Below are 19,022 nucleotides of genomic sequence, written 5' to 3' on the forward strand. Positions count from 1 at the left end.
AACATGCTGAAAGATCAGGATCGGATCTTTACCAACCTTTATGGAATGGGCGACCGTAGCCTGGCTGGCGCAAAAAAGCGCGGGCATTGGGACGGCACGGCGGCCATTCTGGCCAATGGGCGCGACTGGATCGTCGATCAGATCAAGGCATCGGGTTTGCGCGGCCGCGGCGGCGCGGGCTTTCCGACCGGGCTCAAGTGGTCGTTCATGCCGAAAGTTTCGGATGGCCGTCCGAGCTATCTGGTGATCAACGCCGACGAATCCGAGCCCGGCACCTGTAAAGACCGCGAAATCATGCGGCACGATCCGCATACGCTGATCGAGGGCGCGTTGATCGCCGGTTTCGCAATGGGCGCAAGCGCGGGCTACATCTATATCCGCGGCGAATATATTCGCGAACGCGAAGTGCTACAGGCGGCAATTGACGAATGTTATGACGCGGGGCTGATCGGCAAGAACGCCTGCGGGTCGGGCTATGACTACCATCTGTATCTGCACCACGGTGCGGGCGCCTATATCTGCGGTGAAGAAACCGCGATGCTCGAAAGCCTTGAGGGCAAAAAGGGTATGCCGCGGATGAAGCCGCCGTTCCCCGCCGCCTCGGGCCTTTATGGCTGCCCCTCGACGGTCAACAACGTCGAATCCATCGCCGTTGTGCCCACCATCCTGCGCCGCGGCGCAAGCTGGTTTGCAGGTTTCGGTCGGCCCAACAACACCGGCACCAAGCTGTTTGCGATCTCGGGGCACGTCAACAACCCCTGCGTGGTCGAAGACGCGATGTCGACGCCGCTGAAGGAAATCCTAGAGCGTCACGCAGGCGGCGTGCGCGGCGGCTGGAAGAACCTCAAGGCGGTCATTCCGGGCGGCTCTTCCGTGCCGATGCTGAATGCCGCGCAAAGCGACGAAGCGCTGATGGATTTCGATTGGCTGCGCGATGCGAAATCGGGTCTTGGCACCGCGGCGATCATCGTGATGGATCAGCAGACCGACATCATCAAGGCAATCTGGCGGCTGTCGAAGTTCTACAAGCACGAAAGCTGCGGCCAGTGCACGCCCTGCCGCGAAGGCACCGGCTGGATGATGCGGGTGATGGATCGTCTGGTGCGCGGCGAGGCCGAGTTGGAAGAAATCGACATGCTGCTGAGCGTGACCAAACAGGTCGAGGGGCACACCATTTGCGCACTCGGCGATGCGGCGGCTTGGCCCATTCAGGGCCTCGTGCGGCAGTTCCGGGACGAGATCGAAGACCGCATCAAGGCGCGCAAAGCGGGCCGTTTGAGCGCGATGGCGGCGGAGTAAAGCAATGGCGAACCTCAGAAAACTCATCATCGACGATATCGAGGTCGAGGTTGACCCGGCGCTGACGCTGATTCAGGCGGCAGAGATTGCGGGCATCGAAGTGCCGCGGTTCTGCTATCACGAACGGCTTTCGGTGGCGGGCAACTGCCGCATGTGCCTGGTGGAAGTGGTGGGCGGCCCGCCCAAACCCGCCGCAAGCTGCGCAATGCAGGTGAAAGACCTGCGCCCCGGCCCGAACGGCGAACCGGCAGTGGTGAAAACCAACACGCCGATGGTCAAGCGGGCGCGCGAAGGGGTGATGGAGTTCTTGCTGCTGAACCACCCGCTCGACTGCCCGATCTGCGATCAGGGCGGCGAATGCGATCTGCAAGACCAAGCGATGGCCTATGGCGTCGATTTCAGCCGCTCGCGCGAGGTCAAGCGCGCCTCGACCGATCTGGAACTTGGGCCGCTGGTCTCTACCGCCATGACGCGCTGCATTTCGTGCACGCGCTGCGTGCGCTTTACGTCCGAAGTCGCGGGTATCACCCAAATGGGTCAGACCGGGCGCGGCGAAGATGCTGAAATCACTACCTATCTGGGCTTCACGCTCGATTCGAACCTGCAAGGCAACATCATTGACCTTTGCCCGGTCGGCGCGCTGACCTCGAAGCCCTATGCCTTCACCGCGCGGTCGTGGGAACTGACGAAGGTTGAATCGATCGACGTTATGGATGGCCTCGGTGCCAACATCCGGGTGGATGTGAAAGGCCGCGAAGTCATGCGCATCTTGCCGCGCAACCATGACGGCGTGAACGAGGAATGGATTTCCGACAAGACCCGCTTCATCTGGGATGGTCTGCGCCGCCAGCGGCTTGACACGCCCTACCTGCGTGAAGGTGGCAAGCTGCGCAAAGCGACTTGGGCCGAGGCGCTTGCCGCCGCCGCCAAGGCGATGAAGGGCAAGAAAGTTCTGGGCCTCGTGGGCGATCTGGCCCCGACCGAGGCGGCCTTTGCGCTGAAGAACCTTGTCGAAGGTTTGGGCGGCGCGGTCGAGTGCCGTGTCGATAGCGCCCGCCTGCCTGCCGGCAACCGTTCGGCCTATGTCGGAACCGCGCGCATCGAAGATATTGATGCGGCAAAAGAAATCTGGCTGGTGGGCACCGACCCGCGCAACGAAAGCCCGGTTTTGAACGCCCGCATCCGCAAGGCATGGGCGGGTGGTGCAAATGTCAGCCTGATCGGGCAGGCAACAGATCTGACCTACGCCTACAGCCACGCAGGCACTGACCGTGCCGCCTTGGTTCGTGCTGCGGCCAGCGCCAAACCCACCGAAGGCGCGTTGGTGATCGTCGGGCAGGGTGCCTTGAACGAGGCGGACGGTGAGGCGGTTCTGGCACATGCGATGAAACTGACCGAGGCGCTTGGTGGCAAGCTTTTGGTGCTGCACACCGCGGCTTCGCGCGTGGGTGCGATGGACGTGGGGGCCACCGCCGAAGGCGGGCTGGTCGAGGCGACCAAGGGTGTGCAGGTCATCTACAACCTCGGCGCTGACGAGGTGGAAATCGCCAAGGGCCCGTTCGTCATCTATCAGGGCAGCCATGGCGACCGGGGTGCTTCGCGCGCCGACATCATTCTGCCGGCGGCTGCTTATACCGAAGAAGACGCGCTGTTCGTGAACACCGAAGGGCGGCCGCAATTGGCCAATCGCGCCGGTTTCGCGCCGGGGCTTGCGCGCGACAACTGGGCGATCTTGCGCGCATTGTCGGCCGAACTTGGTGCCAAGCAGCCGTGGGATTCGCTTGCTGGCCTGCGCCGCGCGCTTTTCACCGCTCATCCGCACCTCGCCAAGATCGACGAAGTGGCGGAAAACGACTGGGCGGCGCTAGCGCTGCGCGATCCGGGGGCTGCCGACTTCCGGCTTGTGGTCAAGGATTTCTACCTGACCAACCCGATTGCCCGCGCCAGCAGCGTGATGGCCGAATGTTCAGCCCTTGCAGCCTCGCGCAAGGCACAACCGATGGCGGCCGAGTAACATGCGCTTCTGCCTCACCCCCGCGCTGTCGCTGACCGGCCTTCTGGCCGGGCTGGCGGCGTGCGGCGCAGAGGTGGCTGCACCCGATGCCGCAGTGCGACCCGTCTATTCGGGGGTCGAGACACTGCTGCTCGAGGGGGATCTGGTAGACTTTCGCGTTGCCGTCTCAGGCAGCGCGGATGGCGAAAAAGATGTGGTCGCCTATGCGACCTGCGCGGCGGCGCAGTATGCGCTGATCCGTGGTTATGGTTTCGCGCGGCATGTCCGCACGAATGTGTCTGAAACAGGTGGCGTCTGGCGGGCAGATGCGGTCTACACCATCTCGCCCGCGCTGCCCCGCGGCTTGCGGACCATCGATGCGGAAGTGACGGTGGCCGATTGCGCGGATCAGGGAATACCGACGGTCTGAGGGACGAAACATGGTAGAATTTTTCGCAACACCGCTGGGAACGTTTCTCCTGATCTTGCTCCAAGGTCTGGCAATGATTGCCTATGTGATGATCGGGCTGGTGTTCCTGGTCTATTACGACCGCAAGGTCTGGGCCGCAGTGCAAATGCGGCGGGGTCCCAACGTGGTTGGCCCGTGGGGTGTGCTGCAATCCTTTGCAGACGCATTCAAATACGTTTTCAAAGAAATCGTGATCCCGGCGGGGGCTGACAAGTTTGTCTATTTCCTCGCACCCCTGCTTTCGATGTGTCTGGCGATCTTCGCCTTTGTCGTGCTGCCGTTCGACGAAGGCTGGGTGATGGCCGACATCAACGTGGCGGTCCTGTTCATCTTCGCGATCTCGTCGATGGGTGTTTACGGCATCATCATGGGCGGCTGGGCCTCGAACTCGAAGTACCCGTTCCTATCCAGCTTGCGCTCGGCGGCGCAGATGATTTCCTACGAGGTATCGCTGGGTCTGATCATCATTGGCGTGATCCTTTCGACCGGGTCGATGAACCTGTCCGACATCGTGCGCGCACAGGAAGGTAGCTACGGCTTCTTCAACTGGTACTGGCTGCCGCACCTGCCGATGGTGTTCCTGTTCTTCGTCTCGGCGCTGGCCGAAACCAACCGGCCACCCTTCGACCTTGCCGAAGCGGAATCGGAACTCGTGGCAGGTTTCATGATCGAATATTCCTCGACGCCTTACCTGCTGTTCATGGCGTCGGAATACATCGCCATGTTCCTGATGTGCGGGTTGATCTCGATTCTGTTCTTTGGCGGCTGGCTTAGCCCCATTCCCGGCATCGCCGATGGCTGGTGGTGGATGGTCGGCAAGATGTGGCTGTTCTTCTTCTTCTTCGCGGTGGTCAAGGCGATCGTGCCTCGTTACCGCTACGACCAGCTGATGCGTATCGGTTGGAAAGTGTTCTTGCCCCTGTCGCTTGGCTGGGTCGTACTGATCGCGTTTCTTGCAAAATTTGAAGTGCTTGGCGGCTTTTGGGCACGCTTTGCGGTGGGCGGCTGAGGAAAGGGCGGATCATGGCATTCGACTATGTAAGTGCGACCAAATACTTCCTGCTCTTTGACCTGTTCAAAGGTTTCGGGCTGGGGATGAAGTATTTCTTCGCTCCCAAGGACACGCTGAACTACCCGCACGAAAAGGGGCCTCTTTCGCCCCGTTTCCGGGGCGAGCACGCGCTGCGCCGTTACCCCAACGGCGAGGAGCGCTGCATTGCCTGCAAGCTTTGCGAAGCGATTTGCCCCGCGCAGGCGATCACCATTGACGCGGAGCCCCGCGAAGACGGCTCGCGCCGCACCACGCGCTATGACTTGGACATGTCCAAGTGCATCTACTGCGGTTTCTGCCAAGAGGCTTGCCCGGTTGATGCCATCGTCGAAGGGCCGAACTTCGAATATGCGACCGAAACGCGCGAAGAGCTGTTCTACGACAAGGCCAAGCTCTTGGACAACGGCGCGCGTTGGGAAGTGGCGCTTGCGCGCAACATCGAGATGGACGCCCCCTACAGATGAACGAAGAATTCGCCAAGCTGTTCAAGACGATGATGGAGCAGGGCCAGGAAATGGCGCGTGCCTTTCCCGGGCTGGAAGGTTTTGCCCCCGGGGGTATGGAAAAGCTGTTCCCCACGATGTCGAAAGACATGATGGAGATGTGGTTCGGCCGCACGTTCAACCGCGAGGGGCTGGATGCCAAGACACGGCTTCTGGTGACCATCGGGGCGATCACGGCGCAGGGCGCTATGGCCGAGCCGCAGTTGCGGCTGACCATACGCCACGCGCTCAAGGCCGGTGCCACGCAGCGCGAAATCGCGGAAGTGATTTTTCAGATGAGCATGTTCGGCGGCTTGCCCGCCATGACCAAGGCGCTCGAGATTGCCCAAGGCGTCTTTGGCGAAGCGGAGGATAACGCATGACGGTGTTCGCTTTTACCTTCTGGCTCTTCGCCATCTCGGCGGTGGTGTCGGGCTTTATGGTGGTGGTGTCGCGCAACCCGGTGCATTCGGTGCTCTGGCTGATCCTTGCCTTCTTCTCGGGGGCGGGGCTGTTTGTGCTTTTGGGTGCCGAGTTCGTGGCGATGCTGCTGGTCATCGTCTACGTCGGCGCGGTGATGGTGCTGTTCCTGTTCGTGGTGATGATGCTCGATGTCGATTTCGAGACATTGAAGGGTGAATTGGCGCGCTATGCACCGCTTGGCCTGCTGATAAGCGTCATCATTCTTTTGCAACTGGGCATGGCCTTTGGTGCATGGGAGCCGAGCGAAGGCACGGCGGCGCTGCGTATGTCGCCCACTCCGGAAGGGGTCCATAACACTGCGGCCTTGGGCAACTTGCTCTATGACCGCTACCTCTACCTCTTCCAGGCCGCCGGCCTGATCCTGCTGGTGGCGATGATCGGCGCGATCCTGCTGACGATGCGGCACCGCAAGGACGTGAAGCGGCAAGATGCGTTGACGCAGATCTACCGCAAGCCGGGCGAACAAATGAGCCTGAAAGACGTAAAACCGGGGCAGGGGCTTTAAGCCGCTACCGGAACAAGAATGACAGCGGGCACGCGCCCGGAGGGACGAAAATGATCGGACTGACACATTACCTGGGCGTTGCCGCCGCGCTATTCGTGATCGGCATCTTCGGCATCTTCGTGAACCGCAAGAACGTGATCGTCATCATGATGTCGATCGAGCTGATGCTGTTGGCGGTGAACATCAACTTGGTGGCTTTTTCGGCCTTCCTCAACGATCTGGTTGGGCAGGTGTTCACGATGTTCATTCTTACCGTCGCCGCTGCCGAGGCAGCGATCGGCCTTGCGATCCTAGTGGTGTTCTTCCGCACACGCGGCTCGATCGAGGTCGAAGACGTCAACGTGATGAAGGGATAAGAGCAAATGGAACAGATTATTCTCTTTGCTCCGCTTGTCGGCGCGATCATTGGCGGCTTTGGCTGGCGGGTGATTGGCGAAAAAGGCGCGATGGTTTTGACCACCGGGCTCTTGTTCCTGTCATTCATCCTATCCTGGGTGGTGTTTCTTGGCCCGATCGATGAAACGCAGCACATTCACATTCTGAACTTCATCAGTTCGGGCGATTTGCAGACCGCGTGGTCTATTCGCATCGACCGGCTGACCGCGATCATGCTGGTGGTGGTGACGACCGTCTCGGCGTTGGTGCACCTCTATTCATGGGGCTATATGGACCATGACGCCAACTGGAACGAAGATCAGCCCTACATGGCGCGCTTCTTTGCGTATCTTTCGTTCTTCACCTTCGCGATGCTGGCGCTGGTTACTGCCGACAACCTCGTGCAGATGTTCTTTGGTTGGGAAGGCGTGGGCGTCGCCTCGTATCTGCTGATCGGTTTCTATTACAAGAAACCTTCGGCCAACGCCGCCGCGATCAAGGCTTTCGTGGTCAACCGGGTTGGCGACTTCGGCTTTTCGCTTGGCATTTTCGCGCTGTTCTTCCTGACCCGCTCGGTCGATATGGACACGATCTTTGCCGCGGCACCGCAGTTGGCGGAAACCGAAATCGGGTTTCTCTGGACCCACTGGAACGCAGCCAACCTGATCGGCGTGTTGCTGTTCATCGGTGCCATGGGCAAATCGGCGCAGCTTTTCCTGCACACATGGTTGCCTGACGCGATGGAAGGCCCGACGCCCGTTTCCGCGCTGATCCACGCCGCCACGATGGTTACCGCGGGCGTGTTCCTTGTGGTGCGGATGTCGCCGCTTCTGGAATATGCGCCCGACGCCAAGATGATGATCGTCTATGTCGGCTCTGCCACCGCGTTCTTCGCGGCGACCGTGGGCCTTGTGCAAAACGACATCAAGCGTGTCATCGCCTATTCGACCTGTTCGCAACTGGGCTACATGTTTGTCGCCGCAGGGGTGGGGGCCTACCCGGTTGCCATGTTCCACCTGCTGACGCACGCCTTCTTCAAGGCCATGCTGTTCCTTGGCGCGGGCTCGGTGATTACCGCGATGCACCACGAACAGGACATGCGCAATTACGGCGGTTTGCGCAAAAAAGTGCCGCTGACCTTCTGGGCGATGCTGATTGGCACCTTGGCCATCACCGGTGTCGGCATTCCGCTGACCACGATCGGTTTCGCTGGCTTCCTCTCGAAGGACGCGATCATCGAAAGCGCATTTGCCAGCGGCAACGGCTTTGCCTTCTGGTCGCTGGTCGTGGCCGCGTGCTTCACCAGCTTCTACAGCTGGCGGCTGATGTTCATGACCTTCTGGGGCAAGCCGCGTGGCGACGCCCATGCGCACGAACATGCCCATGAAAGCCCGTGGACGATGACCGTGCCGCTTGGCGTGCTGGCGCTGGGGGCGGTCTTCGCCGGTATGCTTTGGTATGGCAGCTTCTTTGGCGATCACGCCAAGATGACGGCCTTCTTCGGCATCGAAAGCCACGAAGAGGTGGTCATGGCCGAGGGCGCCGCACCTGCTGCAACCGAACACGCCGCACCTGCCGAAGGCGAACATGCCGCGGCGACCGCACCGAAGGGGGCTGTGTTCTTTGCGCCAGACAACACAGTGATCGATGATGCGCACCACGCCCCCAATTGGGTCAAGGTTGCGCCCTTCATCGCCATGCTCTTGGGTCTTGCCACGGCGTGGGTGTTCTATATCGCCGCGCCGGCAGTGCCGCGCAAACTGGCCGCGCTGCAACCGCATCTTTACCGCTTTTTGCTCAACAAGTGGTATTTCGACGAGCTTTACGACTGGCTGTTCGTCAACCCCGCCAAAGCCATTGGACGTTTCCTGTGGCAGAAGGGGGATGGTCGCACAATTGATGGGCTGATCAACGGCATTGCCCTTGGGCTTATTCCGCGGCTTACGCGGATCGCCGGGCGGTTCCAGTCGGGCTATTTGTTCCACTACGCCTTCGCCATGGTCATCGGTATTGCTGTGCTGATGTTCTGGGCCGTGCTTGCCGGAGGGGCACACTAATGGAAAACCTGCTTTCCATCATCACCTTCTTGCCGCTGGTAGCGGCGCTGGTGCTGGCGCTCTTCCTGCGGGGCGATGACCCTGCGGCGGCCCGCAATGCCCGTTGGGTGGCTTTGCTGGCCACGGGGGCCACTTTCCTTGTGTCGCTGTTCTTGCTGGGCGGGTTCGACCCATCCAACACCGGCTTCCAGTTCGTCGAAGACCGCACCTGGATCATGGGGCTGCATTACAAGCTCGGCGTAGACGGCATTTCGGTGCTGTTCGTGATGCTGACCACGTTCCTGATGCCGCTGACGATCGCTGCCTGCTGGGGCGTCGAGACGCGCGTCAAGGAATACATGATCGCGATGCTGGTGCTGGAATCGCTGATGATCGGCGTGTTCGTGGCGCTCGACCTTGTGCTGTTCTATCTGTTCTTTGAAGCTGGCCTGATCCCGATGTTCCTGATCATCGGTATCTGGGGTGGCAAGGAACGCATCTACGCGGCTTTCAAGTTCTTCCTCTATACCTTCCTCGGCTCGGTGCTGATGCTGGTTGCGATGATCGCCATGTGGTTCGATGCAGGCACGACCGACATCGTTCAGCTTTTGGGTCACGAATTCGCGTCGGACACCTTCAGCTTGCTGGGCATTCAGATTGTCGGCGGTATGCAGACGCTGCTGTTCCTTGCCTTCCTCGCAAGCTTTGCGGTGAAGATGCCAATGTGGCCGGTGCACACATGGTTGCCGGATGCGCACGTGCAGGCACCCACCGCAGGCTCGGTCGTGCTGGCGGCGGTGCTGCTGAAGATGGGGGGCTACGGCTTCTTGCGCTTTAGCCTGCCGATGTTCCCGGTCGGATCGGAAGTCATGACGCCGCTGATGCTGTGGCTTTCGGCGATCGCCATTGTCTACACCTCGCTGGTGGCATTGGCACAGACCGATATGAAAAAGCTGATCGCCTATTCCTCCGTGGCGCACATGGGCTTTGTGACCATGGGTATCTTCGCGGCGAACCAGCAGGGCGTTGACGGTGCGATCTTTCAGATGCTGAGCCACGGCTTCATCTCGGGTGCGCTGTTTCTCTGCGTCGGCGTGATCTATGACCGGATGCACACCCGCGAAATCGCGGCCTATGGCGGCATCGTCAACCGGATGCCCGTTTATGCGCTGGTCTTCATGTTCTTCACGATGGCCAACGTCGGCCTACCCGGCACTTCGGGCTTTGTAGGCGAGTTCCTGACGCTTGTGGGTATCTTCCAGGTCAACACCTGGGTGGCGGTGGTCGCCACGACTGGCGTGATCCTGAGTGCTGCCTATGCGCTTTGGCTTTACCGCCGCGTGGTGCTGGGCGATCTGATCAAGGAAAGCCTGAAATCGATCACCGACATGAGCACACGTGAAAAGGCGATCTTCGCGCCGCTTGTGGTCATGACGCTGCTGCTTGGCGTCTACCCAAGCCTCGTGACCGACTTCATCGGGCCATCCGTTACGGCCCTAATAACCGACTACCATGCCAGCCTGCCCGCGAGCGTCGCGGACTTGGCTGTCCACTGAAGGAGAAATTGAATGACCTACGCTGATTTCTCCGTTTTCCTGCCAGAGTTCTCGATCTTGGTGTTTGCCTTGGTCGCGCTGCTGGCGGGTGTCTGGACTGGCAAGGATGCGCGCGCGGGGCTGATCCTCTGGATCAGCGTCGCGGTGCTACTGGCGGCGGCGGCAACGCTGGCCTTTGGCGGTGGACCGGCGCGCACCGCGTTCCACGGCATGTTCATCGATGATAGCTTCGCGCGGTTCGGCAAGGTGATGGCGCTTGTGTCCGCCGCTGCCGTGCTGGCGATGAGCGCCGATTATCTCGCCCGGCGCGGGTTGATGCACTTTGAATACCCGATCCTCGTTCTGCTGGCGGTTGTCGGCATGATGATGATGATCTCGGCGGGCGATCTGATGGCGCTTTACATGGGGCTAGAGCTGCAATCGCTTGCGCTTTACGTCATGGCCGCGTTGCGGCGCGATAGCGTGAAGTCAACCGAGGCAGGGCTGAAATACTACGTCCTTGGCGCGCTTTCTTCGGGCATCCTGCTTTATGGTGCCTCGCTCGTCTACGGCTTTGCGGGCACCACCAGCTTTGCCGGTATCCTGAGTGTCGCGCAGGAAGGGCATCTGAGCCTTGGGCTGCTGTTTGGTCTTGTGTTCCTGATCACCGGCATTGCGTTCAAGATCTCGGCGGTGCCGTTCCACATGTGGGCACCCGACGTTTACGAAGGCTCGCCCACCCCGGTGACCGCGTTCTTCGCCACTGCGCCCAAGGTCGCGGCGATGATGCTGTTCGCGCGCCTGGTGTTTGATGCCTTCGGCGGCGTGGTCAGCGACTGGTCGCAGATCGTGGCGCTGTTGGCGGTGACCTCGATGTTTCTGGGCGCGGTCGCGGCGATCGCACAAACGAACATCAAGCGTCTGATGGCCTATTCCTCGATCGCGCATATGGGCTACGCGCTCGTCGGGCTTGCGGCTGGCGGGGTGCAGGGCGTCGAATCGATGCTGCTTTACATGGCGATTTATGTGACGATGAACGTCGGCACCTTCGCGTTTATCCTGTCGATGGAGCGTGATGGCGCCCCGGTCACCGATATTGCCAGCCTCAACCTATATGCGCGCCGCGCGCCGCTGAAGGCGTTGGCGGTGCTGGTGCTGATGTTCAGCCTTGCCGGGGTGCCGCCGATGCTGGGCTTCTTCGCCAAGTTCGCGGTGCTGTCGGCGGCGGTCAATGCAGGCATGGCTTGGCTCGCGGTGCTGGGTGTGATCGCCTCGGTGATTGGTGCCTACTACTATCTGCGCATCGTTTACTACATGTACTTCGGCACCGAGGTTGAAGCGCTTGATACGCGGATGCCCGCGCCGCAATGGCTGTTGCTGATGGGGACGGCGCTGGTGATGGTGCTTGGTATTGCCAACCTGTTCGGGCTGGAAGCTCCGGCTCTGGCGGCGGCGCAGGCGCTTGTGCAGTGACCGTGTAGGTTCTTGGCCAGAGGGCGTGGCGCGCCACGTTCTGGCCGAAGCTGACAGCACAATGACGGCCGCGGCGCGGCTGGCCACAGGTGCGGCACCGACTTGGGTGCTGGCGCTGCGCCAGACCGCAGGCCGCGGTCGGCGCGGCCGCGACTGGCGCGACCCTCCGGGCAATTTTGCGGCCACCCTTGCGTTGCGGCCCAACTGCGCGCCTGCTGAAGCTGCGCTGTATTCCTTTGTGGCGGCGCTGGCGCTGCACGAGGCGCTGGGGGCGGTTGCAGGCCCTGATGCGCGCCTTGCAATCAAATGGCCCAATGACGTTCTGCTGAATGGCGGCAAGGTGGCGGGGATACTGCTCGAAAGCCACGGGCAGGGGCAGGGGGTTGCGCAACTGCTGATCGGCATTGGCGTGAACCTTGCCGCAGCGCCCGACCCCGGCACCCTCGAACCCGGCGCGCTGGCACCCGTGGCCTTGGCCACCGAGGCCGGGGCGCAATTGACCCCCGAGGCGTTTCTGACCCCGCTCGCCGCCGCCTTTGCGCGCTGGCAGGCGCAGTTCGAAACATTCGGTTTTGCGCCAATCCGCAGCGCGTGGCTGGCGCGCGCCGCGCGGCTTGGTCAGGCCGTGACCGCGCGCAGCGGGCAAACTGCGCAGAGCGGAATCTTTGAAACCATCGACGAAAGCGGCGCGATAGTGCTGCAAACGCCGCAAGGTCGCGTTAGCATGGCGGCGGCCGATATATTCTTTTGACGCCCGGAGGGTGGGACATGCTTCTCTGCATTGATTGCGGCAATACCAATACCGTTTTCTCGATCTGGAACGGCAAGCAGTTCCTAGCCACTTGGCGCATCGCAACCGACCACCGCACCACCGCCGATGAATACTATGTCTGGCTTTCCGGGCTGATGGCGCTGCGCCGGATTGATGCGCAGATCAACGAGGCGATCATCTCGTCTACCGTGCCGCGTGTGGTGTTCAACCTGCGTGTGCTTTGCAACCGCTATTACGATTGTCGCCCGCTGGTGGTGGGCAAGCCCGATTGTCTGCTGCCGGTGGCCCCGCGGGTTGATCAGGGCACCACGGTCGGCCCCGACCGGCTGGTCAACACGGTCGCAGGGTTCGATCGCTACGGCGGCGATCTGATCGTGGTCGATTTCGGCACCGCCACCACCTTCGACGTTGTAGACATCGACGGTGCCTATATCGGTGGGGTCATCGCACCGGGTGTCAACCTCAGCCTTGAGGCGCTGCACATGGCCGCGGCGGCCCTGCCGCATGTGGATATTTCGCACCCTACCGTGGCAATCGGCACCAATACGGTCGCCTGCATCCAGTCGGGCGTGTATTTTGGCTATATCGGGCTTGTGGAAGGTATCGTGCGCCAGATAAGGAGCGAGCGTCCGCGCCCTATGAAGGTGATCGCCACCGGTGGGCTGGCCGCGCTGTTTGACGCGGGCTTCGATCTGTTCGAGGCAGTCGAGGACGATCTGACAATGCATGGGCTGGTGCTGATCCACCGCTTCAACATGGAGACGCAGGCGGCATGAAAAAGAAAAACCGGCTGATTTACATGCCGCTCGGCGGCGCGGGCGAAATCGGTATGAACGCCTATGTCTATGGCTACGGGCCCGAGGGTGCCGAACGGCTGATCTTGGTCGATCTGGGCGTGACCTTCCCCGACATGGATACCTCGCCGGGTGTCGATCTGATCATGCCCGAAATCGACTGGCTCGAGGCGAACGCAGGCAGGCTTGAGGCGATCTTTATCACCCACGGGCACGAAGATCACCTTGGGGCTTTGGCGCATTACTGGGCGCGGCTGAAGGTGCCGGTGCACCTGCGCAAGTTCACCGGGCGGCTGGCCGAACTAAAGTTTGAAGAGGCGGGCCTGCCGACTGATGCGCTCAACATTCACGCGCCGCGCCCCGAAGTGGTGCAGGCGGGGCCCTTTGCGGTGCAGTTTGTTCCCGTCAGCCACTCGATCCCCGAAAGCTCGGCGCTGGTCATCGACACGCCCGCGGGGCGCATCGTGCATACCGGCGACTTCAAGCTTGACGGAAATCCGGTCGTGGGCGAGGCGTTCAACCCGCAGGTTTGGCACGAAGTCGCACGCGAAGGCGCGGGCGTGAAGGTTCTGGTTTGCGATTCCACCAACGTCTTCAGCCCGCTTCCCGGCAGATCGGAAACCACGCTCGCGGTGCCGTTGGCCGAGTTGATTGCGGCGCAGGAAGGCATGGTTGCGGCTACCACATTCGCCTCGAACGTGGCGCGTCTCAAAACGCTTGCCGAGGCCGCAACGGCCGCGGGGCGGCAGGTGTGCCTGCTTGGCCGCGCGATGAAGCGGATGGTCGCGGCGGCGGTCGAAACCGGCGTGCTGACCAGCTTTCCGCCGATTTTGCAGCCGGAAGACGCGGTAAAGATCGCTCGCAACCGCCTGATGCTGATCGTCACCGGCAGTCAGGGCGAACGCCGCGCCGCCAGCGCGCAGCTTAGCCGCGGCAAATACCTCGGGTTGCAACTGAAGGACGGCGACACATTCCTGTTCTCGTCCAAGACGATTCCGGGCAATGAGCGCGGTGTCATCCGCATCATGAACGCGTTTTCGGAAATGGGCGTCAATGTGGTTGACGACCACGGCGGGCTCTACCACGTGTCGGGCCACGCCAACCGCCCCGATCTGGAAGCGGTGCATGATCTGCTAAACCCGCAAATCCTGATTCCGATGCATGGTGAACACCGCCACCTGCGCGAACATGCGCGCATCGCAACCGCCAAGGGCATCGCCTCGGAAGTGGTAACCAACGGCACCATGCTGGATCTGACCGGCGACATGCCCGAGGTTGTGGAACATGTCGAAACCGGGCGCATCTATCTTGACGGCTCGGTCATGATCGGCGCGCTCGACGGTGTGGTGCGCGACCGCTTGCGTATGGCGATGGGTGGCCATGTTCTGATCACGGTGATCGTGGACGAAGAAGATTTGCCGCTGGGCGATGCTTGGGTAGAGCTGATGGGGCTTGCCCCGAACGGCCGATCCGGGGGCGCATTGGACGAGATGATCGAGGCGGAAATCGCAGAGTTTCTAGAGCGTGCCGGTGCCAAGGTTATCGCGTCTGATGAAAAGCTCGACGAGGCGATCCGGCGCATCGTGCGGCAAGTGACGATGGAAGAAATCGGCAAGAAGCCAGAGGTGACACTGGTCGTCAGCCGCCTGATCGCTGATTGAGCTAACACGCCAAGCATCTGAAGATAAAAGAAAACGCCCGCAGCCTTTCGGCGCGGGCGTTTTCTTGTGTGTCGGTGCGATCAGCCCTTGGCGCTATCCTCGCCCGGCTCGGCATCGCTTTCTTTCGCATTGGTCGGGGTAGAGGTGCGGAAACTGCGCAAGATGAAATCTGGCACATGGTCGCCCATGCCAATCACCGGCTTGCCGCCACCTTCGCGCCGATCACGATTGTCACGCGGCGCGCGATCTTCGCGCGGTTCCGGGCGCGGCTGGCGCGGCGGCCGGCTTGCGGCTGCTTCCGGCACGGCCACGATATCGGCCACTTCCGGCGCTTCGATGGCTTCGGGCAGGGGCTTGGGCCGCTCGCGGTTGCGATCATCCCGCTCACCGCGCGTGCGCGATGCGCCGCCACGGCTACGTGAACTTGAACCACTGCGCGAAGGTTTCTCGTCGCGGGGATGCGGTGCATCGCTTGCGGCAGCGGCACCAATGGCGAAACCCTCTGGCAGGGTGCCCGCAGGGATCTGCGTCTTGATCAGCGCGACGATCGCACCAAGATATTTTTCGTCGGCAGGCGTCGCAATGGTAAACGCCCGGCCCGCACGCCCGGCGCGGCCAGTGCGCCCGATGCGGTGAATATAGTCTTCGGCATGGCTGGGCACGTCGAAGTTGAACACATGGCTCACCGCCGGAATGTCAAGGCCGCGTGCGGCGACATCGGAGGCGATCAGAAACTGCACCGAACCTTCGCGGAACCCGTCAAGCGTGCGGGTGCGCTGGCTCTGGTCCAGGTCTCCGTGAATGGGGGCTGCGTTGAAGCCATGCGATTTGAGCGACTTGGCCAGCACGTCCACTTCGGTCTTGCGGTTGCAGAAGATGATCGCGTTGGTGCACTCCGCGCCTTCCGAACGAATCAGCGCGCGCAGTAGATCGCGTTTGTGCTTGGCGGATTGGTCGCGCCGGGCGGGCTGAATGGAATAGAGCCGCTGTTCGATGGTTTCCGACGCACTCGCCTGCCGCGCCACTTCGATCCGCGCCGGGGTCTTGAGGAACGTCTTGGTGATACGCTCGATCTCGGGTGCCATGGTGGCCGAGAAAAACAGCGTCTGGCGGCTGGCGGCGGGGGTCAGTTGGAAGATCCGCTCGATATCGGGAATGAAACCCATGTCGAGCATCCGGTCTGCCTCGTCCACCACCATGATCGACACGCCGTTCAGCAAAAGCTTGCCGCGCTCGAAATGGTCCAGCAGCCGACCTGGGGTGGCAATCAGCACATCGACGCCCCGGTCGATCAGCTTGTCCTGTTCGCCAAAGGATACGCCGCCGATCAGCAGCGCCTTGGTCAGCTTGGTGTATTTGGCGTAGGTGTCAAAGTTTTCGGCAACTTGTGCCGCCAACTCGCGGGTCGGGCACAAGACAAGGCTGCGCGGCATCCGCGCGCGCGCGCGCCCACGGCCAAGCAGCGTGACCATCGGCAACACGTAGCTTGCGGTCTTGCCGGTGCCAGTCTGCGCGATGCCAAGCACGTCGCGCCCTTCCAGCGCCAAGGGAATGGCACCTTCCTGGATCGGTGTTGGCGTTTCATAGCCGGCATCGGCAACGGCGGAAAGGACCAGAGGGTCCAGCTTCAGGTCGGAAAACTTGGTCATCAGCGTCCTTGAATGCGGTATCGGACCGCATGGGGTAAGGGGACGCAAGAATCCGGGCGTCCCGTGCAATGCCGCCGATCGCGGCCATAGTGGCCTAGAGCAATTACCACCAAAGGTCAATTGCACAGGCGGCAGCGGGGCGCCGCCCCGCACCCCGGGATATTTCTTTCTGAAGCAGAAGGCGCAAATGCTTCAGTTCAAATATCCCGGGGGTCCGGGGGCTGGCCCCCGGTGCTTGTAAATGCGCGCTGGCATTGACGGCGCGCGGGCGCTCTGGCAGGACCGTGGCCAACGAAGGGGATGGGCATGAACGTTTTTGCCGATATCCGCGCCGCTGTCGTCGGCGCGTTGGAAGAGATGCAGGCCGAGGGTGTTTTGCCTTCGGGGCTGGCGTTCGATGCGGTGGCGGTAGAGCCGCCGCGAGATGCGGCGCATGGCGATATGGCAACCAATGCGGCGATGGTGCTGGCCAAACCCTCCGGGGTCAACCCGAGGGTGCTGGCCGACGATCTGGCTGCAAGGTTGCGGCGCGATGATCGCGTTCTGCTGGCAGAGGTCGCAGGGCCGGGGTTCTTGAACCTGCGCTTGGCACCCGGCCTCTGGCAGGGTGTAGTCAAGTCGGCGCTGGCGGGGGGCATCGACTTTGGCCGCTCGCAAGGCGGGCAGGGCGCGCGGGTCAACGTCGAGTTCGTGTCCGCCAACCCGACCGGGCCTATGCATGTGGGCCATGTGCGTGGCGCGGTTTTTGGCGACGCGCTGGCGGCGCTTTTGGATTTTGCGGGCTACGCGGTGACGCGCGAGTATTACATCAACGATGGCGGCGCACAGGTCGATGTGCTGGCGCGCTCTGCCTATGAGCGCTACCGCGAGGCCAACGGGCTTTCGCCTGAAATCCGCGAGGGGCTTTACCCCGGTGACTATCTCATTGCGGTTGGCGAAGCGCTGAAGGCGAAGTATGGGGCAAGCCTGCTCGATCAGCCCGAGACGGTTTGGCTTGCCGATTTGCGCAGCTTCGCCACCGAGGCGATGATGGAGATGATCCGCGCAGATCTTGCGCTGCTCAACGTGCATATGGATGTGTTCTCGTCGGAAAAGGCGCTTTACGGCACCGGCAAGATCGAGACGGCGATTTCCGAGTTGCGCGCGCAGGGGCTGATCTACGAAGGCACGCTCGAGCCGCCGAAGGGCAAGACCCCGGAAGATTGGGAACCGCGCGTGCAAACTCTGTTCCGCTCGACCGCGCATGGCGACGATCAGGACCGGCCGGTGCAGAAATCGGACGGGAGCTGGACTTATTTTGCGCCCGATATCGCCTATCACTTCGACAAGATCGAACGCGGGTTCGACCAGTTGATCGACGTGCTGGGGGCGGACCACGGCGGTTACGTCAAGCGCATGAAGGCGGCGGTTTCGGCGCTTTCGGGTGGGCGGGTGCCGCTTGATGTCAAGTTGATCCAGTTGGTGAAGCTTTGGAAGAACGGCGAGCCGTTCAAGATGAGCAAGCGCGCGGGCACCTATGTGACCCTGCGCGATGTAGTCGAGCAGGCGGGGGCCGATGTCACGCGCTTCGTGATGCTGACGCGCAAGAACGACGCGCCTTTGGATTTCGACTTCGCCAAGGTGCTGGAACAGTCCAAGGACAACCCGGTTTTCTATGTGCAATATGCACATGCGCGGGTGTGTTCGGTGCTGCGCAAGGCCGCCGAGGCGGGCATTGATGTGTCGGATGCGGCGCTGGCGGGGGCTGATCTCTCTGGGCTTGGGCATGAGGCCGAACTGGCGCTGGCCAAGCGCATCGCCGAATGGCCGAGGTTGGTTGAGATTGCGGCCAAGGGGCACGAGCCGCACCGTATCGCCTTTTACCTTTACGATCTGGCCTCGGACCTGCACAGCCTCTGGAATCGCGGCAATGACGAGCCGGGTCTGCGCTTTTTGCAGGCGGATGTTGCCACATCGCAGGCGAAAATCGCCCTTGCGCGGGCCGCGGGCGTTGTTATTTCCGCAGGTCTTGCTATTCTTGGCGTAACCCCTGCCGAGGAAATGCGCTGATACAGGGCGCAAGCGGCGGGGTTTCGAGGCAGGCCGGGGACCCCGGCATATAAGAGCAAGCCGGAAAACCGGCAGCGAGGCAGGCATGGCGAGCATTCCCCTCCGCAATAGCGGTGTCGCGGGCTTTGGCGCAGATGCGTCCGAGGCGCAGCCAGCAGGCATGCGGGTGTCTGGGCTTTTCAACGCGGCGGCGGTGCTGGTGTCCTTGGCGCTCATGCTGGGGCTTGCGGTCTGGGGCTACCGGCTGGCGGTGCGCGATGTGGCCGGTGTGCCGGTCTTGCGCGCACTTGATGGCCCGGCGCGGATTGCACCGGCTGATCCGGGGGGCGAGCTTGCGCGCCATATCGGCCTGTCGGTCACCGCGGTGGCCGCAGGGGGCACTGCGCCTGCGGCACC

At 61.8% G+C, this 19,022-nt stretch carries 16 protein-coding genes and 1 pseudogene; 16 read left to right on the top strand and 1 reads right to left on the bottom strand.

What is annotated here, in order from left to right; genetic code table 11:
- Positions 1-3: 3 nt before the first annotated feature.
- Genes nuoF through ABY403_RS00675 form a run of 14 tightly spaced genes read left to right on the top strand, consistent with a single transcriptional unit; the run spans position 4 to position 14,928 of the window.
- On the top strand, positions 4-1,299 hold the full coding sequence (gene nuoF / locus ABY403_RS00610) for an NADH-quinone oxidoreductase subunit NuoF (protein WP_372837560.1): 1,296 nt from the start codon (positions 4-6) through the stop codon (positions 1,297-1,299).
- 4 nt (positions 1,300-1,303) lie between these two features.
- Positions 1,304-3,313: an NADH-quinone oxidoreductase subunit NuoG gene (nuoG, locus tag ABY403_RS00615; protein ID WP_372837561.1), complete on the top strand. Its 2,010-nt coding sequence runs from the start codon at positions 1,304-1,306 to the stop codon at positions 3,311-3,313.
- A 1-nt stretch (position 3,314) separates the two neighbouring features.
- The gene (locus tag ABY403_RS00620) at positions 3,315-3,722 is read left to right on the top strand and encodes a hypothetical protein (protein WP_372837562.1); all 408 of its coding nucleotides are present in this window, start codon (positions 3,315-3,317) and stop codon (positions 3,720-3,722) included.
- A 10-nt stretch (positions 3,723-3,732) separates the two neighbouring features.
- On the top strand, positions 3,733-4,770 hold the full coding sequence (gene nuoH / locus ABY403_RS00625; protein WP_372837563.1) for an NADH-quinone oxidoreductase subunit NuoH: 1,038 nt from the start codon (positions 3,733-3,735) through the stop codon (positions 4,768-4,770).
- 14 nt (positions 4,771-4,784) lie between these two features.
- Complete coding sequence (gene nuoI / locus ABY403_RS00630) at positions 4,785-5,276, top strand: NADH-quinone oxidoreductase subunit NuoI (RefSeq protein WP_372837564.1); 492 nt, start codon at positions 4,785-4,787, stop codon at positions 5,274-5,276.
- A complete protein-coding gene (locus ABY403_RS00635) occupies positions 5,273-5,677 on the top strand; it encodes a carboxymuconolactone decarboxylase family protein (protein WP_372837565.1) in 405 nt (134 codons plus the stop codon). Before nuoI ends, ABY403_RS00635 begins: the two co-directional genes overlap by 4 nt.
- Positions 5,674-6,282 (top strand): NADH-quinone oxidoreductase subunit J, encoded by a 609-nt coding sequence (locus ABY403_RS00640; protein WP_372837566.1) that lies wholly within the window; start codon positions 5,674-5,676, stop codon positions 6,280-6,282. Before ABY403_RS00635 ends, ABY403_RS00640 begins: the two co-directional genes overlap by 4 nt.
- A gap of 50 nt (positions 6,283-6,332) precedes the next feature.
- On the top strand, positions 6,333-6,638 hold the full coding sequence (gene nuoK, locus ABY403_RS00645; protein WP_372837567.1) for an NADH-quinone oxidoreductase subunit NuoK: 306 nt from the start codon (positions 6,333-6,335) through the stop codon (positions 6,636-6,638).
- A gap of 6 nt (positions 6,639-6,644) precedes the next feature.
- Complete coding sequence (nuoL, locus tag ABY403_RS00650; RefSeq protein ID WP_372837568.1) at positions 6,645-8,714, top strand: NADH-quinone oxidoreductase subunit L; 2,070 nt, start codon at positions 6,645-6,647, stop codon at positions 8,712-8,714.
- Positions 8,714-10,249: an NADH-quinone oxidoreductase subunit M gene (locus tag ABY403_RS00655; RefSeq protein ID WP_372837569.1), complete on the top strand. Its 1,536-nt coding sequence runs from the start codon at positions 8,714-8,716 to the stop codon at positions 10,247-10,249. The genes nuoL and ABY403_RS00655 overlap by 1 nt, the downstream gene beginning before the upstream one ends.
- 12 nt (positions 10,250-10,261) lie before the next feature.
- A complete protein-coding gene (gene nuoN / locus ABY403_RS00660; RefSeq protein WP_372837570.1) occupies positions 10,262-11,701 on the top strand; it encodes an NADH-quinone oxidoreductase subunit NuoN in 1,440 nt (479 codons plus the stop codon).
- Positions 11,691-12,452, top strand: a complete 762-nt coding sequence (locus tag ABY403_RS00665; protein ID WP_372837571.1) for a biotin--[acetyl-CoA-carboxylase] ligase — start codon at positions 11,691-11,693, stop codon at positions 12,450-12,452. Before nuoN ends, ABY403_RS00665 begins: the two co-directional genes overlap by 11 nt.
- 17 nt (positions 12,453-12,469) lie before the next feature.
- Entirely contained in the window at positions 12,470-13,249 is a 780-nt protein-coding gene (locus ABY403_RS00670) for a type III pantothenate kinase (RefSeq protein ID WP_372837572.1), read from the top strand.
- Positions 13,246-14,928, top strand: coding sequence for a ribonuclease J (locus ABY403_RS00675; RefSeq protein WP_372837573.1), 1,683 nt, complete (start codon positions 13,246-13,248; stop codon positions 14,926-14,928). The genes ABY403_RS00670 and ABY403_RS00675 overlap by 4 nt, the downstream gene beginning before the upstream one ends.
- A gap of 80 nt (positions 14,929-15,008) precedes the next feature.
- On the opposite strand, the gene ABY403_RS00680 is transcribed toward ABY403_RS00675, so the two are convergent.
- Positions 15,009-16,577 carry a DEAD/DEAH box helicase gene (locus tag ABY403_RS00680; protein WP_372837574.1) on the bottom strand — a complete coding sequence of 523 codons (1,569 nt, stop codon included), beginning with the start codon at positions 16,575-16,577 and terminating at the stop codon, positions 15,009-15,011.
- Positions 16,578-16,883: 306 nt separating this feature from the next.
- Here ABY403_RS00680 and argS point away from each other — a divergent pair, with 306 nt between their 5' ends.
- Together argS and ABY403_RS00690 are read left to right on the top strand one after the other, a co-directional pair.
- Positions 16,884-18,626, top strand: coding sequence for an arginine--tRNA ligase (gene argS / locus ABY403_RS00685; RefSeq protein ID WP_372837575.1), 1,743 nt, complete (start codon positions 16,884-16,886; stop codon positions 18,624-18,626).
- A gap of 85 nt (positions 18,627-18,711) precedes the next feature.
- Positions 18,712-19,022, top strand: a pseudogene (locus ABY403_RS00690) (SPOR domain-containing protein); the annotation flags it as partial.

The organism is Phaeovulum sp., from assembly GCF_041596715.1.
In the GTDB taxonomy this organism is placed as follows: Bacteria; Pseudomonadota; Alphaproteobacteria; order Rhodobacterales; family Rhodobacteraceae; genus UBA6213.